This is a genomic window from Nocardia sp. NPDC055165 (assembly GCF_053606985.1).
This window is the reverse complement of the sequence record NZ_JBSGSS010000007.1, coordinates 17988-32084: the sequence shown is the minus strand read 5'-3', so window position 1 is coordinate 32084 and position 14097 is coordinate 17988. Positions and strand designations below refer to the sequence as shown.

Below are 14097 nucleotides of genomic sequence, written 5' to 3'. Positions count from 1 at the left end.
GACGTGGTCGCGCCCGCGCCTTCCACGATGCCGCTCGCGAGACGGCTAAACTAGTGGCCGCACTGCCAGCTATCCCAAGGATCAGGCCATGAAGACCATTGCCGTGGTTGCTGTCCCACCGGTGAAGTCCTTCGATCTGTCGATGCCCGAAACGCTGATGGGCTCGATCACGGTCGACGGCGAGCCCTGTTATCGCGTGGTTGTGTGCACCGCCGTGCCGGGGGCGCTGCCCGCGATGTCGCCCGGTGGGTTCGACGTCGTGATCCGGCACGGGCTCGAGGTACTCGACACCGCCGACGCGGTGATCGTGCCGAGCACCGGCAGTCGCGCCGACGCGGATCCGGTGACGCTGAAGGCGCTGCGCGCGGCCGTCGACCGCGGCATCCTGGTCACCTCGATCTGCAGCGGCGCGTTCGTGCTCGCCCAAGCCGGACTGCTCGACGGGCGCACCGCGACCACGCACTGGGCACTGGCCGAGGAGCTGGCCCGCGACCATCCGCTCGTCCAGGTGCGCAGCGACGCACTGTTCATCGAGGACGGACCGGTGACCACCGCGGCAGGCGCGGCAGCCGGAATCGACCTGTGCCTGCACCTGATTCGCGCCGACTACGGCGCCACCGTGGCGAACGCCGCCGCGCGGGCCGCGGTGGTGACGCCCGTGCGGCCCGGCGGACAGGCCCAGTTCGTCGACACGCCACTACCCGCCGACGACGACCTGTCCCTCTCCGCCACCCGGACGTGGGCGCTACAACGCCTCGACACCCCTGTGTCCCTGCGCGAGCTGGCCGAACACGCGCGAATCAGCGTGCGCACCCTGAGCCGCCGATTCCACGAGGAGACCGGCCTCAGCCCGCAGAAATGGCTGCTGAGTCAGCGCATCCACCGCGCCAGGGAACTACTGGAATCGACTACCTTGCCGATCGAACAGGTCGCGCGGCACAGCGGCATCGGCTCGGCGGAGTCGTTGCGCCAGCACATGGTTCGCCAGGTCGGCGTCTCTCCGAGTACCTACCGCGCGAATTTCAGTACGGCGCGATAGGCGGATAGCCGGGGTAGGGCTGGTAGCCCTGCGGCGCCGGAGCCGCGAAGAAGGGCGAGGACGTCCGGTTCCACAGCAGGATCACCGCGGCGAGCCCGATTGCCAGGGTGACCGTGCTGAACACCAGCGCGATCCCCGCCGTCGAGGTGAGGAACGCCGTCACCGTGCCTGCGGCATAGAGCAGCGCGTTGATTCCGAACAAGACTGTCCCCGTGATCCTGCCCCAGTTCTTTCCGGCCCGGCAGACGAACGCCATCCACACCCACAGCCCCACCGTCACCAGCGAACTCAGGAGGGCCCCGCCGACGCTCGCGTACACCAGAAGATCGAGGTCGTCGCCCCGCAACACCCCACCCGAAGCGTCGAGCGCGGCACTGCGTGTCTCGTCGAGCATGGTGAGCGAGTAGGCCATGCCGAGCAGCGTGACCACCGCCCCCGCCAGCATCACGTAGAACGCGATCTGCACACTCTGCGGAACAACCCGAGGCCCGGCGTCCACCGGCGCACTACCCGGCCCGGGATACGGAGCCCCCGGCCCGGGATACGGAGCACCCGGCCCATAGGGCGGCGGCGCGTAGGGCGGTGGCGATCCCACCGCACCCGGCACCGGGCCGTGCGTCGGCGGGTGCGGAACGGCCGAGCTCGGCGGTGGCGGATAGGTGCCGGGAACCAGTGGATTCACGGACCCACGTGCCGCCGACTCGTCCGGATACGCCGTCAGCCCGTCATCCTGCGATGAATAGCCCTGACCTGCGGACGAATCTGACATCGAGCGGTGCCCCCTTGTTGTGAAGTCGGCCCAACTCTAGTCGCAGCCGCCCGCACCGGCTGCCTGTGCGATCGGCGTCAGCGAACGCCGACCAGCTCCCTGGCCGCGCTCCGGTACCGATCGACGATCAACCGGACAACCCCCGGATGCACACCGATCGGCTCGGCCACCCCATCGGCACCGGCATCGTGCAACCGCTGATGAAACAGCCCGTGCGCCAGCAGATACGACGCGATGAACACCCGTTGCGCACCCGATTCGCGCAGCGCGGCAACGACTTCGGGCACACGCGGCGTCCCGGTCGCCACATACGCGATCTTCACCGGCGCGCCCAGCTGCTCGGCCAGCATGCCCGCAGCCCGCCGAACATCCTGGCGCGCACGCGAATCCGAAGAACCCGCGGCCGCGAACACCACCGCGTCACCGGGCTTCCACCCGGCCGCACGCAACCGCACCGCCATGATCCGGGTCAACGCCGGATCCGGTCCCATCGCCTCGGTCACAGCCACCGCGCAGTGCCCACTCTCGGCAACCTCACGCGGAACGTCCTGGTACACGTGATAGCCGGAAGCGAGGAACGCCGGAACAACGACAGCGGGCCCATCGAGATCCCGCAGCACCTCCGACGGCGACGGACCGAGCACGTCGACGAACGCTGTCCGCAGCGCGGTATTCGGCGCCGAGACGCCGAGTTCGGCGGCCACCGCGTCGGCCAGCGCCGCGATCATCTCCACCCCGCGCGCACTGCGAGTGCCGTGCGCGACCAGCACCAGAGCCGGATCACCCGGCTGCCCGGCGCTCACCACACTCCGATCGCTTGAGCCGGCCGGGGCGAGCGGGCGGGCGTTCCGATCCCCGCGGCGTGCGGTGCCTGAACAGCCGCGCGCACGGGCGGCGTATCGGAGCAGTCGGCCGCGTCCAGCGCCAGCCGGTACCCGCGCTTCACCACGGTCTGAATCGCCTTGGGAGTGCCCAAGCCGGCCCGCAATCGCGCGATCGCGGTCTCCACCGCATGGGTGTCGTCACCGCCACCCGGCAAGGCGGCCAGCAGGTCTTCGCGCGACACGACCCGACCGGGCTGACGAGCCAGCGATCGCATCAACGCCATCGGGGCGGGCGCCAGCTGGCGCACCTCACCGTCGACGACAACACATCCACCACGCACGCTGATCAGATGACCGGCCGCGTAGATGCGGCTGGCGCGACGCGGAAGTTCTTCTGCCACATGGCGAGCCAGCGCGCCCAGCCGGGCACGCCCGGGCATCGTCGTCGGCACGCCGAGTTCTTCCAGCGGGGCCGCGGTGATCGGCCCGACACAGGCGGCGAGCACCCGGCCGCGGAACGCGTGCAGCACCGACTCGAGGAGTCCGGTTTCCTTGGCGCGCATCAGCAGTGACGCCACGGCGGGCGCACTGGTGAAGGTGACGCAGTCCAGGCTGCCGGAGATGATCGATTCGATCATGTTGTCCATCGGCCCACGATCGGCCGGCGGCTCCCAGCGGTACACCGGGACCGGGACCACGTCGGCGCCCGCGCAGCGCAGCACCTCACAGAAGTCGGGAACCGGCTCCCATTCGGTGGTCGCGCCGTGCAGCTGCACCGCGATACGGACGCCTTCGACGCCCTCGGCGAGCAGATGGTCGAGCACCTCGGCCGAGGACTCCGAGGCAGGCGACCATTCCTCACGCAGTTCGGCGGCGCGAATCGCGCCCTTGGCCTTGGGGCCGCGGGCCAGCATCCGGGTGGACGCGAGGGTGTCGCGCAGGACCTCGGCCAGGCCCCAGCCCTCCGCCGCTTCCATCCAGCCGCGGAAACCGATGCCGGTGGTGGCGACGGTGATCTGCGGCGGATCGGCGATCAGCAGTTCGGTGACCCGTTCGAGCTCGGTGTCATCGGCCAGCGGGATGATGCGAATGGCGGGGGCGGACACCACGCTCGCGCCCTTGCGGGTGAGCAGGGTGCTGAATTCCTCGGCGCGGCGAGCCGCGGTGACGCCGATGGTGAAGCCGGCAAGGCACGGGCCACTGTCGGTGGGAGAGGTCATGGGGTCTGCACCGGCTCGTTGGAGACCGCGACGACGCCGCCGTCGAGTTGGACGGCGTACACCGGCAGGGACTGGGACTCGTCGTCGAGACAACGGCCGTCGATCAGCGAGAAGGCCTGCTTGAGCAGCGGCGACGCGACGACGGGAACACCGCCGCGATCACCGATGATGCCGCGAGACATCACCGCGGCCCGGCCGAACGGATCGATGTTGCCGACGGCGGCGAGCGTGCCGTCGGTGAGTAGGAACAGAGCCGCCTGACGGCCGCCCTTCAACAGGACAGCCACGCCGCGCCCCGGGATCAGGAAATCGAGCCGGCAAGCCTGGGTCCAGGTCACGGTCTCAGTGGTGATGGTGGGTGTGTCGATAACGGTCATCGGTTCCTCCTCCGAACGCCTTACCTATTGGTACAGGCGCCCTGTTTCCGCAGCGTTAAGGGCTTATTTCCCGGCCGGTGCTGTGTCCGAAGCAACACCGACGGGCATGCCGGGAAGACCGAGGAGCACTGGTACCTTGCGTTCGCCGCTGTCGTCGAACGAAATCGTCGGATCGGCTTCGTCAGGGGCATTGACGAAGGAGACGAAGCGCGAAAGCTTGTTCTCGTCCTCGAGCACGGCCGCCCACTCGTCCTTGTAGCCGTCGACGTGCTTGGCCATGGCGGCCTCGAGGTCACCGGCGATGCCGAGGCTGTCGTCACAGACGACGGCCTTGAGGTAGTCGAAGCCACCCTCGAGGGCCTCCTGCCACGGCGCGGTGCGCTGCAGGCGGTCGGCGGTGCGGATGTAGAACATCAGGTAGCGGTCGATGTAGCTGATCAGGGTCTCGTCGTCGAGGTCACCGGCCAGCAGCACCGCATGCTTGGGGGTCAGACCGCCGTTGCCGCCGACGTAGAGGTTCCAGCCGTGCTCGGTGGCGATCACGCCGACGTCCTTGCCACGGGCCTCGGCGCACTCACGCGCGCAACCCGACACGGCCAGCTTGATCTTGTGCGGCGAACGAAGGCCGCGGTAGCGCTTCTCCAGCAACACGGCCATGCCGACCGAGTCCTGCTGGCCGTAGCGGCACCAGGTGGAACCGACGCAGCTCTTCACGGTGCGCAGCGACTTGCCGTAGGCGTGGCCGGACTCCATGCCGACGTCGACCAGGCGCTTCCAGATCAGTGGCAGCTGCTCCACGCGGGCGCCGAACAGGTCGATGCGCTGACCACCGGTGACCTTGACGTAGAGGCCGAACTCCTTGGCGACCTCGCCGATCACGATCAGCTGGTCGGCGGTGACCTCGCCACCGGGCATCCGGGGGACGACCGAGTAGGTGCCGTTCTTCTGCAGGTTGGCCAGGAAGTGGTCGTTGGTGTCCTGCAGCGCGGCCTGCTCGCCCTCGAGGATGTGCTCGCTCGAGGTCGAGGCCAGGATCGAGGCGACGGTCGGCTTGCAGATATCGCAGCCCGAGCCCTTACCGTGCTTGGCGATGAGCTCGGAGAAGGTGCGGATGCCGGTGACGGCGACCACGTCGTACAGCTCGGCGCGCGACTGCGAGAAGTGCTCACACAGCGACTTCGACAGCGCCACGCCGGACTGTTCCAGCAGCTTCTTGATCATCGGCACACAGCCACCGCAGGAGGTACCCGCGTTGGTGCAGCTCTTGACGGCCGGGATGTCGCAGGCGCCCTCGGCGATTGCGCCGCAGATGGCGCCCTTGCTGACGTTGTTGCAGGAGCAGATCTGGGCGTCGTCGGGCAGCGCGTCGGCACCGAGTTCGGCGCCGGCCGGGGAGATCAGCGCGGCGGCGTCGGCGGGCAGCGGGCGCCCGACCAGCGGGCGCAGGGCCGCGTACTGGCTGGCGTCACCGACCAGGATGCCGCCGAGCAGGGTCTGCGCGTCGTCGGAGACGACCAGCTTGGCGTAGGTGCCCTTGGCCGCGTCGTGCAGCACGACCTCGAGGGCGCCCTCGGTGGTGCCGTGCGCGTCACCGAAGGACGCCACGTCGACGCCCATCAGCTTCAGCTTGGTGGACATGTCGGCGCCGGGGAATTCGCCCGCACCGCCCAGCAGCCGGTCGGCGACGATCTCGGCGGTGGTGTAACCGGGGGCGACGAGGCCGTAGCAGACGCCCTCGATCGCGGCGCACTCACCGATCGCGTAGACGCTCGGGTCGGAGGTCTGCAGGGTGAGGTCGGTGAGGATGCCGCCGCGGGCGCCGATCTCGAGGCCGGAGGCCTTGGCGAGGGCGTCCTGCGGGCGGACACCGGCGGAGAACACCACCAGCGAGGCCTTGATCTCGGCATCGTCGGACAGGTGCACAGTGACGTTGTCCGCGCCCTCCTCCTCGATCGAGACGATCTTGGCGGTGCCGACACCCGTGTGCACGTTGAGGCCGATATCGGTGACAAGCTTCTCCAGGATCGCGCCACCACCGGCGTCGACCTGGGCGGGCATCAGGCGACCGTTGTATTCGATGACGTGCGGGGTCATGCCGAGCAGGCGCAGCGCGTTGGCCGCCTCCAGGCCGAGCAGACCGCCGCCGACGACCACACCGTGCGCGCCGGGACCGGCCGCTTCGGCGGCGGCGCGGATGCCGTCGAGGTCGTCGATGGTGCGGTAGACGAAGCACTCGGGCAGGTCGTGGCCGGGGACCGGCGGCACGAACGGGTAGGAACCGGTCGCCATGACCAGCGCGTCGTAGGAAATGACGTCGCCGCTGGTGCTGGTGACGGTCTTGGCTTCGAGGTCGATAGCCTCGCCGCGCTGGCCCAGTCGCAGGTCGACCAGGTCGTCGCCGTCGTACATGTTGCCGGGCAGGGCCAGGTCGTCGGCGTTCCAGTTGCCGACGTAGTAGGACAGGCCGACGCGGTCGTACGCGGGCAGCTTCTCCTCCGACAGGATGATGACCTGCCACTGGCCTGCCTCGTCGCGCGAACGAAGGGCTTCGACGAAACGGTGTCCGACCATGCCGTGGCCGACCACGACCGCTGTTTTACGAGTGCTGTTCATGAGAGTGACCTCCTTGGTAGTGGTCGGTTGTCAGCGAGCCGACGAATTGGCCGACGAAGCGTTGGTTTCGGCCTCGAGGACCATGTGCTCGGCCTCGACCACCACTGCGGAGTCGGAGGTGAGACGGGGACGGCGCAGGAAGACCGTCCAGGTAACGGCGGCGCAGACCACATAGAAGGCGAGGAACACCCAGAACGCGGTGGTGGCCGAAGCGGTGCTGGCGTAGGAGCTGCGCAGCACCATGTTGATGCCGACGCCGCCGAGGGCGCCGATGGCGCCGACGAAGCCGATCAGGGCGCCGGAGGTGTTCTGCGACCAGGCCGCCTGCTCGACCCGCGAGACCGGCAGGCTCTTGGACTTGGCCTCGAACACCGACGGGATGATCTTGGTGACGGCTCCGTTGCCGAAACCGGACAGGACGAACAGGGCGATGAAGCCCGCGACCAGCATGGTCATGGTGGCACCGGTGGCAACGCCCTTGTTGCCGTCGGCCATCGTCGAGGCGGTGATCACGAGCAGCGCCGCGAGCATCATGGCGCTGAAGGTGGCGATGGTGACCTTGCTGCCACCGATCCGGTCGGCCATCTTGCCGCCGTAGGGGCGGGCCAGCGAACCGAGCAGCGGGCCGATGAAGGCGATCGACGCGGCGTGGATGGCGGCCTGAGCGGCGGTGTCGCCACCGGCCTTGAAGCTGATCTGCAGGATCTGGGCGAAGGCGAAGCTGTAACCGATGAACGAACCGAACGTGCCGATGTAGAGGAAGGCGATCGCCCAGGACTGCGGCACCCGCAGGGCCTTGACCATGTAGGACAGGTCGGCCTTCTGGTTGGTCAGGTTGTCCATGTAGAACGCGGCGCCCACGGCGGTGACACCGACCAGGACGAGGTAGACGGCACAGATCACCGTGGCGTAGTCGCCACCGAGGGTGACCAGCACCAGCAGGCCGAGCAGCTGGATCACCGGGACGCCGATGTTGCCGCCACCGGCGTTCATGCCCAGTGCCCAGCCCTTGAGGCGCTGCGGGTAGAAGGCGTTGATGTTGGTCATCGACGACGCGAAGTTGCCGCCACCGAAGCCGGCGAACGCGGCCACGATCAGGAACGTGGTGTAGGAAGTGCCGGGCTGGTTGACGAAGTACAGCGTCAGCAGCAGCGGGATGAGCAGCAGGAACGCGGAGAAGATCGTCCAGTTGCGACCGCCGAAGCGGGCGGTGGCGACGGTGTAGGGGATGCGAAGGAACGCGCCGACCAGGGTGGGCATGGCGACGAGGAAGAACTTGCCCGCCGCATCGATGCCGTACTTGTCGGTGGGCATGAACAGCACCATCACCGACCAGATCGACCACACCGAGAATCCGATGTGCTCGGCGATCACAGACCAGATCAGGTTGCGCTTGGCGACGTCCTTGCCACCGGCTTCCCAGGCCGCGACGTCCTCGGCATCCCAGTTGTCGATGTCGTGGTTCCGCTTCAGCGTGCTCAAGATTGGGCCTCCCAAAAGTGCGATGGCCCAACGGTAGGAAATGGGTATTGCCGAAATGCTGCGGGAAATGTCGCTTGAATCAACGGTTTCTCACCTTCCCCCGATCAGGGAGGTGAGATCAGCCCTTTTGTTTCCGGCATGTGTCGCAACGATTTCCGCGCGTAAGGAAGCAGCAAGAAATCATCGGAAACGCCCGTGAGGGTGTGATCTACACAGCATTACTCCGAACGCACCGGTTCGCAACTCGAACGGTGAGATCAATTCCAGGTGTCTTCGAGCATGCGCGGCTTGCAGGCTTGCCAGGCGCCCGCGAGGAGCACACCGAGGGCGACGAACAGCATGGCGAACGGGACGAGCCAGCCGCCGGTCCAGGTGTGCAGCATGCCGAACAGCAGCGGGCCGGTGCAGGCGATCGCGTAGCCGACCCCCTGGGTGAAGCCGGACAGGGCCGCCGAGCCATGGGGGGTGCGGGTGCGCAGGTTGATCAGCGTCAGCGCCATCGGGAAGGTGGACGGGCCGAGACCCAGCAGCACAACCCACAGCAGGGGCGCCTGCATCGGCGCCACCAGCAGGCCGATGAAAGCGGTCGCGAACAGCACCATGCAGCCGACGACGACGGGGAACGGATTGCGCATCCGCGAGACCACGGTGGGCGCGCCCAGCGCCGGGATCAGCCCGATCAGCGCGAACAAGCCGACCATGCTGCCGCCGAAACCGGCGCTCGCGCCCGCGTCGGACAGGATCTTGGGCAGCCAGGCGAACATGGCGTAGGTGGTCAGCGAGGTCATGCCGAACATGCCCGCCATCCCCCACGCCACCGGCGAACGCCAGACTCTGCCGGTCTCGGGCGCCTCGGCGGGCAGCGCGGTGGTGTCGACCGTGTCGCGACCACGCCGATCACGCAGCACGACGAACCACGGGATCGCGGCGGCGAAACCGACCAGCGCCCACACCCCCATCGAGATCCGCCAGCCGTGCGCCTGCGCCACCGGCACGGCGATGAACGCCGGAATGACGGTGCTGAGCTGCACCATCACGATGTAGAGCGAGCTGATCGCGGCCAGATGATCGCCGAAATACCGCTTCACCAGCGGCGGAATCACCACGTTGCCGATGCCCATACCGAGCAGCGCCACCCCGGAGAACGCCAGCAGTCCACCGGTCCCGGTGGCGAACACCCGCACCAGCGACCCGGCGCCGGCCAGCAGCATCGCGACGAACACGGTCCGCTCGAGCCCGAACCGGCGCACGAACAGCGGCGCGATGAGCCCGGCGAGACCGAACATCGCGGTCGGCAACATGCCGAACACCCCGACGATCCCCGTGCCGTACCCGACCTCGGCGCCGATCGTCTCGGCGAGCGGACTGAATGCGGTGACAGCGGCGCGCAAGGTGAGCGCCGACATGATGATGGCCGCCAGAACGAGCAGCCGACCTTCGATCAGCGACCGCTCGGTGATCTCGGGAGACGGGTCGACGCGACCACGCCGGTCGTCCTCGAGGGTCGACCCGGCGCCGGAAGCTGGCTGGAAATCACGGAGCGGCGGCACCCGGAAATCATAGGATGACCCGATGACTACTGCCAAGCGACTGTGAGCGATCTCCCGCGAGAACACGGGAACTCGCCGGAACGGGCTGACGCACCGCCGGCCGCCCGCGCTGGTCGAGTCCGGCCTGAAGTCCCGGCGAGGCGGAACAGCCCAGTACCCTTGCTGACGTGCAACCCGTCCGGCGTACCAGCCTCATCGCCCAGGTCACCGAACAGCTTCGGGCCGAGATCCGTTCCGGCCGTTGGCCAGTGGGCCAACGGATCCCCACCGAACCAGAGCTCACCGAGCTCACCGGGACCGGCCGCAATACCGTCCGCGAAGCCGTCCAGGCGCTCGTGCACGCGGGCATGCTCGAACGCCGCCAGGGCTCGGGCACCTATGTGATCGCCACCTCCGAGGTCGGCGGCACGCTGGGCAAGTACTTCGCCGACGCGCACGAACGCGACATCCTCGAACTGCGCCAAGCTCTCGACACCACCGCGGCGGGCCTGGCCGCGCGCCGCCGCGACGACGCCGATATCGCCACTCTCCAGCGCTTGCTCGCCGAACGCAGCAACCGGAATTGGGCCGAGGCCGACCCGGTGGCCATCGCCGCCGACGTCGAATTGCACCGCGCGATCGTCGTCGCCAGCCACAACGCGGTATATCTGGAGTTCTACGATTCGCTGCTGCCGATCATCGAGCAGGTGATCCACGCGCGGACCGCGAAATCCGACGACGCGTACGACACCGAGCACGCCGAACTGGTCCAAGCCGTCATCGACGGTGACGCCGAGCGGGCCGTGCAGGCGGCCAACTGCTTCCTCGGCTCGCTCATCGCCGAATATCCGGACCGCTGAGCAGCGCAGAGAGACGCTTCCTAAATCCAGGTAACCGGGCTGTCACCACCAGCGAATTCGCACGGTGAGCCCTAGTTGCCTGGAACGTCACCTGAGGCCATTGTCACGCAACAACCGGCTCCTACCTTTATCTCGACACCGCAGGGAGCATCGTCGAACACCAGACGAGCTGCTCCTATCGAGCCCGATCGAGAGGAAGCCGATGACCGCGATAGCCGCCACCGGCCATGAGACGGAAGCCCCGTCCTTCGAATACCAGAAGAAGGGCCGCTGGATCTCCCATTGGGATCCCGACAACAAGGGGTTCTGGGAATCCGGCGGCGCGAAGACCGCCAAGAAGAATCTGTACTTCTCCGTATTCGCCGAAAATCTCGGCTTCAGCATGTGGGTCATCTGGGGCTCCATCGTCACCGCGATGGGCCCGGCCGGCTTCGAGTTCCTGCAGGGTCTCGGCAAGGGCAACGCGGTCGCCGTGAGCAACGCGCTGCTGCTCACCTCGATCCCGACCTTGGTCGGCGCGGCCCTGCGCATTCCGTACACCTTCGCGGTACCGCGGTTCGGTGGGCGCGCGTTCACCGCGTTCAGCGCCGCGATGCTGTTCCTCCCCGCGCTCGGCATCCTCTACTTCGTCAACCAGCCGAGCACGCCCATGTGGGTGTTCCTGGTGCTGGCCTCCCTCGCCGGTGTCGGTGGCGGCAACTTCTCCTCGTCGATGTCGAACATCTCGTTCTTCTTCCCCGAGGGCAAGAAGGGCGCCGCGCTCGGCCTCAACGCCGCGGGCGGCAACCTCGGTGTCGCGCAGACCCAGCTGATCGTGCCGCTGCTGATCACCTTCGGCACCCACATCATGGCCAAGGACGCGGGCGGCTACCGCTTCGGCATCACCCTCGCCGTGCTGTTCTGGCTGCCGTTCATCGCGGTCGCGACCCTCGGCGCGCTGTACTTCATGGACTCGCTGGCCGAGGCCAAGTCCGACGGCAAGTCCTACAAGCTGGCGCTGACCAACCGGCACACGTGGATCATGTCGTTCCTCTACATCGGCACGTTCGGCTCGTTCATCGGCTTCTCGTTCGCCTTCCCGACACTGATCAAGGCCACCTTCCCCGACCTCGCCAAGATCGGCTGGATCACCACCCTGGGTAACCTGGCCTTCCTCGGCGCCCTGGTCGGTTCGTTCAGCCGCCCGTTCGGTGGTTGGGTCTCCGACAAGATCGGCGGCGGCGCCAAGATCACGGTGTTCGTCTTCGGCGGCATGTCGATCGCCGTGGCCTGCATCGTGGCCGCCGTCGACATGAAGAGCTTCCCGCTCTACCTGACCGCGTTCCTGGCCCTGTTCATCCTGGCCGGTATCGGCAACGGCTCCACCTACCGGATGATCCCGTCGATCTTCAACGCCACCGCCAAGAAGTACGCCTCCGAGCACGGCATGGACCTGACCGAGGCGGCCACCTCCGCCAAGCGCCAGGCCGGCGCCGCGATCGGTGTCATCGGCGCGGTCGGCGCCGCGGGCGGGTTCGTCGTCCAGCAGGCCCTTCGCCTGTCCAACGTCCACCTCAAGACCATGGCCCCCGCCTTCTGGGCGTACGCCGCCGTCTTCCTCGTGATGGCCGCCGTCACCTGGTGGTGCTACCTGCGCACCTCCTTCGCCACCGACAAGGTTCCCTCCCTGGCCTACGCCAGCGTCTGATCCATCCCCACCCACCCGAAAGCCACGTTCGGTCCCCTCCCGAACGTGGCTTTCGGCTGCAGCGGGCCGTCTTGCCGACGAACCGAAAGATGCTGCGCCAGTTCGCAATACACATCCTCGAGCGTTGCTCGAAACATATTACGGCTCAACCGAGGACAAGGACGCGGTCCACCGTTCACACTGAGGTGCAGTTGTACGGAGGGGCACCGATGAGAATCCGACCGCGGCAACAACTTCTGGATCTCTGGCGCGCACACCTGCGCACCTCGTTCCGCGATGACCGGTGGGTCTGGGGCGGACGTGACGGACGCAATTCGATCAGCGACGCCGAACAGCTGATGTGCCTGCTGTATCCGTCGACCGAGCTGGCGAGTTTCGCCCTCGACCCGGACAGCATCGCGACCGCCGATGATATCGCCGCGGTGATGGCAGTGCTCGGCGAAGACATTTGGGTCGGCGGCGCCCTGGTGACGAAGATCGAGGAGTTCTTCGACGCCTATACCGATGCCGACGGGGAGCCGATGTTTGCGGGCGGCAGCTACTTTCGCGACGTGGGCTTCGGGGAACCGTCGGCAGCGCAGCGTGAGCTCGAGGTGGTCGACTCATATTCGATGTCGTCGAGGCGTATACGAATCTGGCTCGGCGGCTGACCGATTCGGCGACGTGGGACACGAGCAGATGAGTTCACCGATCTATCGGGAAGCTTCCGAGGATGCCTCTATCACGCCGCTGCCCATGGCCCACCTGTCGATCGAGGTCTGTCACTTCCGGCACGAGGAGATCATCGACGACACCGACATGGTCCGAGCGCAATTCCGGCGCGCAGTCCCGCTGGTCGCCGCGTTCATCGAGTCGGCGAAGGTCGAGTTCGGCCCGGACACGCGAGTGAGTACCTGCTATCTCACCGACGACTACTTCCAACCCCGTTTCGAACCCACAAAGGTGCTCGACCGGCTGTTGGGTGCCGCCGACGATGCCGGCCTGACCATCGACTACCTGGCCAGGCAGTCGGGCTGCCACCAAGCACCGGTGTTTTCGGGCGGGATCGCCCTCGGAGCGCCGATACCGATCGCTGAGATGGTGGTGGCCCGGCTCATCAACCAGCCGGAGGACGAGGAGGTCGCCACCGGTGGCCGACCGCCGACGACCGAACTCGGTTGGCTGTGCAACGGACGTCGGGAACAGAACGGCTCGTCGCGTGCGGCCATGCATTCGCAACCTTATCGGCCACCTCAGGAGTACGGCCGCGGCGAGCACTCGATCTTCCTCGACGTAGAACTGTGGCACGACCGCGATGCGGCGCGACGCTGGTCCTGTCCATTCCTGGCTGCGGTGTGGCAGTTGTTGCGGCTGGGCATGTTGCGCTATAAGGGTGCGCCCGTGGTTGTTCCACAGCTGTGGTCCGCCGACCGAGATCGGCCCGATCGATGGCACGACCTTCCACCTGTCCTGCAGCTCAATGCGGATGCGGCTCCGTTCACTGCGTACCGGACGCTGTCGATGCTGCCCAAGCGGTATCTGCTGATCGAGTCGGCAGTACGGGTAATTCTCGACCACCTCGCACCGGATGACGATGTCGCCGCCCAGGTGGCAGCCCAAGGCGCTGCCGAGCAGTTGCTGGTGCCACCCAAAATTGTTGAACGCGTGACACATCTGCTGCTCGACGGGACATGACCATGACGAACCCTGAGTCGGAC

Annotated in this window: 12 protein-coding genes; 5 read left to right on the top strand and 7 right to left on the bottom strand. The window is 67.3% G+C overall.

Annotated features, from left to right (window positions below; genetic code table 11):
- The first annotated feature begins 88 nt into the window (after positions 1–88).
- Entirely contained in the window at positions 89–1039 is a 951-nt protein-coding gene (locus ACWFRF_RS16115; protein ID WP_452450642.1) for a GlxA family transcriptional regulator, read from the top strand.
- On the opposite strand, the gene ACWFRF_RS16110 is transcribed toward ACWFRF_RS16115, so the two are convergent.
- The 7 genes from ACWFRF_RS16110 to ACWFRF_RS16080 all read right to left on the bottom strand — a co-directional run bounded on the left by ACWFRF_RS16110 (position 1023) and on the right by ACWFRF_RS16080 (position 9730).
- Positions 1023–1808: a hypothetical protein gene (locus ACWFRF_RS16110; protein WP_452450640.1), complete on the bottom strand. Its 786-nt coding sequence runs from the start codon at positions 1806–1808 to the stop codon at positions 1023–1025. The genes ACWFRF_RS16115 and ACWFRF_RS16110 overlap by 17 nt on opposite strands.
- Before the next feature lie 77 nt (positions 1809–1885).
- Entirely contained in the window at positions 1886–2614 is a 729-nt protein-coding gene (locus ACWFRF_RS16105) for a sirohydrochlorin chelatase (RefSeq protein ID WP_452450639.1), read from the bottom strand.
- Positions 2608–3852: a uroporphyrinogen-III synthase gene (locus tag ACWFRF_RS16100; protein WP_378991282.1), complete on the bottom strand. Its 1245-nt coding sequence runs from the start codon at positions 3850–3852 to the stop codon at positions 2608–2610. The genes ACWFRF_RS16105 and ACWFRF_RS16100 overlap by 7 nt, the downstream gene beginning before the upstream one ends.
- Positions 3849–4229 (bottom strand): nitrite reductase small subunit NirD, encoded by a 381-nt coding sequence (gene nirD, locus ACWFRF_RS16095; RefSeq protein WP_101466100.1) that lies wholly within the window; start codon positions 4227–4229, stop codon positions 3849–3851. Before nirD ends, ACWFRF_RS16100 begins: the two co-directional genes overlap by 4 nt.
- A gap of 63 nt (positions 4230–4292) precedes the next feature.
- The gene (gene nirB, locus ACWFRF_RS16090) at positions 4293–6842 is read right to left on the bottom strand and encodes a nitrite reductase large subunit NirB (protein WP_452450636.1); all 2550 of its coding nucleotides are present in this window, start codon (positions 6840–6842) and stop codon (positions 4293–4295) included.
- A gap of 30 nt (positions 6843–6872) precedes the next feature.
- Entirely contained in the window at positions 6873–8327 is a 1455-nt protein-coding gene (locus ACWFRF_RS16085; protein ID WP_452450976.1) for a nitrate/nitrite transporter, read from the bottom strand.
- Positions 8328–8581: 254 nt separating this feature from the next.
- Positions 8582–9730, bottom strand: a complete 1149-nt coding sequence (locus tag ACWFRF_RS16080) for an MFS transporter (RefSeq protein WP_379317979.1) — start codon at positions 9728–9730, stop codon at positions 8582–8584.
- A 311-nt stretch (positions 9731–10041) separates the two neighbouring features.
- On the opposite strand from ACWFRF_RS16080, the gene ACWFRF_RS16075 reads away from it, so the two are divergent.
- The 4 genes from ACWFRF_RS16075 to ACWFRF_RS16060 all read left to right on the top strand — a co-directional run bounded on the left by ACWFRF_RS16075 (position 10042) and on the right by ACWFRF_RS16060 (position 14074).
- Positions 10042–10713, top strand: a complete 672-nt coding sequence (locus ACWFRF_RS16075) for a FadR/GntR family transcriptional regulator (protein WP_101466098.1) — start codon at positions 10042–10044, stop codon at positions 10711–10713.
- A gap of 202 nt (positions 10714–10915) precedes the next feature.
- Positions 10916–12400 carry an MFS transporter gene (locus ACWFRF_RS16070; protein ID WP_378632738.1) on the top strand — a complete coding sequence of 495 codons (1485 nt, stop codon included), beginning with the start codon at positions 10916–10918 and terminating at the stop codon, positions 12398–12400.
- A 209-nt stretch (positions 12401–12609) separates the two neighbouring features.
- A complete protein-coding gene (locus ACWFRF_RS16065) occupies positions 12610–13050 on the top strand; it encodes a hypothetical protein (RefSeq protein ID WP_379313344.1) in 441 nt (146 codons plus the stop codon).
- A 28-nt stretch (positions 13051–13078) separates the two neighbouring features.
- Positions 13079–14074 (top strand): SCO2522 family protein, encoded by a 996-nt coding sequence (locus ACWFRF_RS16060; protein WP_379313345.1) that lies wholly within the window; start codon positions 13079–13081, stop codon positions 14072–14074.
- The last annotated feature ends 23 nt before the right edge of the window (positions 14075–14097 follow it).

Coding starts and splice junctions, on each gene's coding strand:
- ACWFRF_RS16110 (WP_452450640.1), bottom strand. CDS start 1,808: ATGTCAGATTCGTCCGCAGGTCAGGGCTATTCATCGCAGGATGACGGG.
- ACWFRF_RS16115 (WP_452450642.1), top strand. CDS start 89: ATGAAGACCATTGCCGTGGTTGCTGTCCCACCGGTGAAGTCCTTCGAT.
- ACWFRF_RS16065 (WP_379313344.1), top strand. CDS start 12,610: ATGAGAATCCGACCGCGGCAACAACTTCTGGATCTCTGGCGCGCACAC.
- ACWFRF_RS16070 (WP_378632738.1), top strand. CDS start 10,916: ATGACCGCGATAGCCGCCACCGGCCATGAGACGGAAGCCCCGTCCTTC.
- ACWFRF_RS16080 (WP_379317979.1), bottom strand. CDS start 9,730: ATGTCGGCGCTCACCTTGCGCGCCGCTGTCACCGCATTCAGTCCGCTC.
- nirB (WP_452450636.1), bottom strand. CDS start 6,842: ATGAACAGCACTCGTAAAACAGCGGTCGTGGTCGGCCACGGCATGGTC.
- nirD (WP_101466100.1), bottom strand. CDS start 4,229: ATGACCGTTATCGACACACCCACCATCACCACTGAGACCGTGACCTGG.
- ACWFRF_RS16100 (WP_378991282.1), bottom strand. CDS start 3,852: ATGACCTCTCCCACCGACAGTGGCCCGTGCCTTGCCGGCTTCACCATC.
- ACWFRF_RS16060 (WP_379313345.1), top strand. CDS start 13,079: ATGAGTTCACCGATCTATCGGGAAGCTTCCGAGGATGCCTCTATCACG.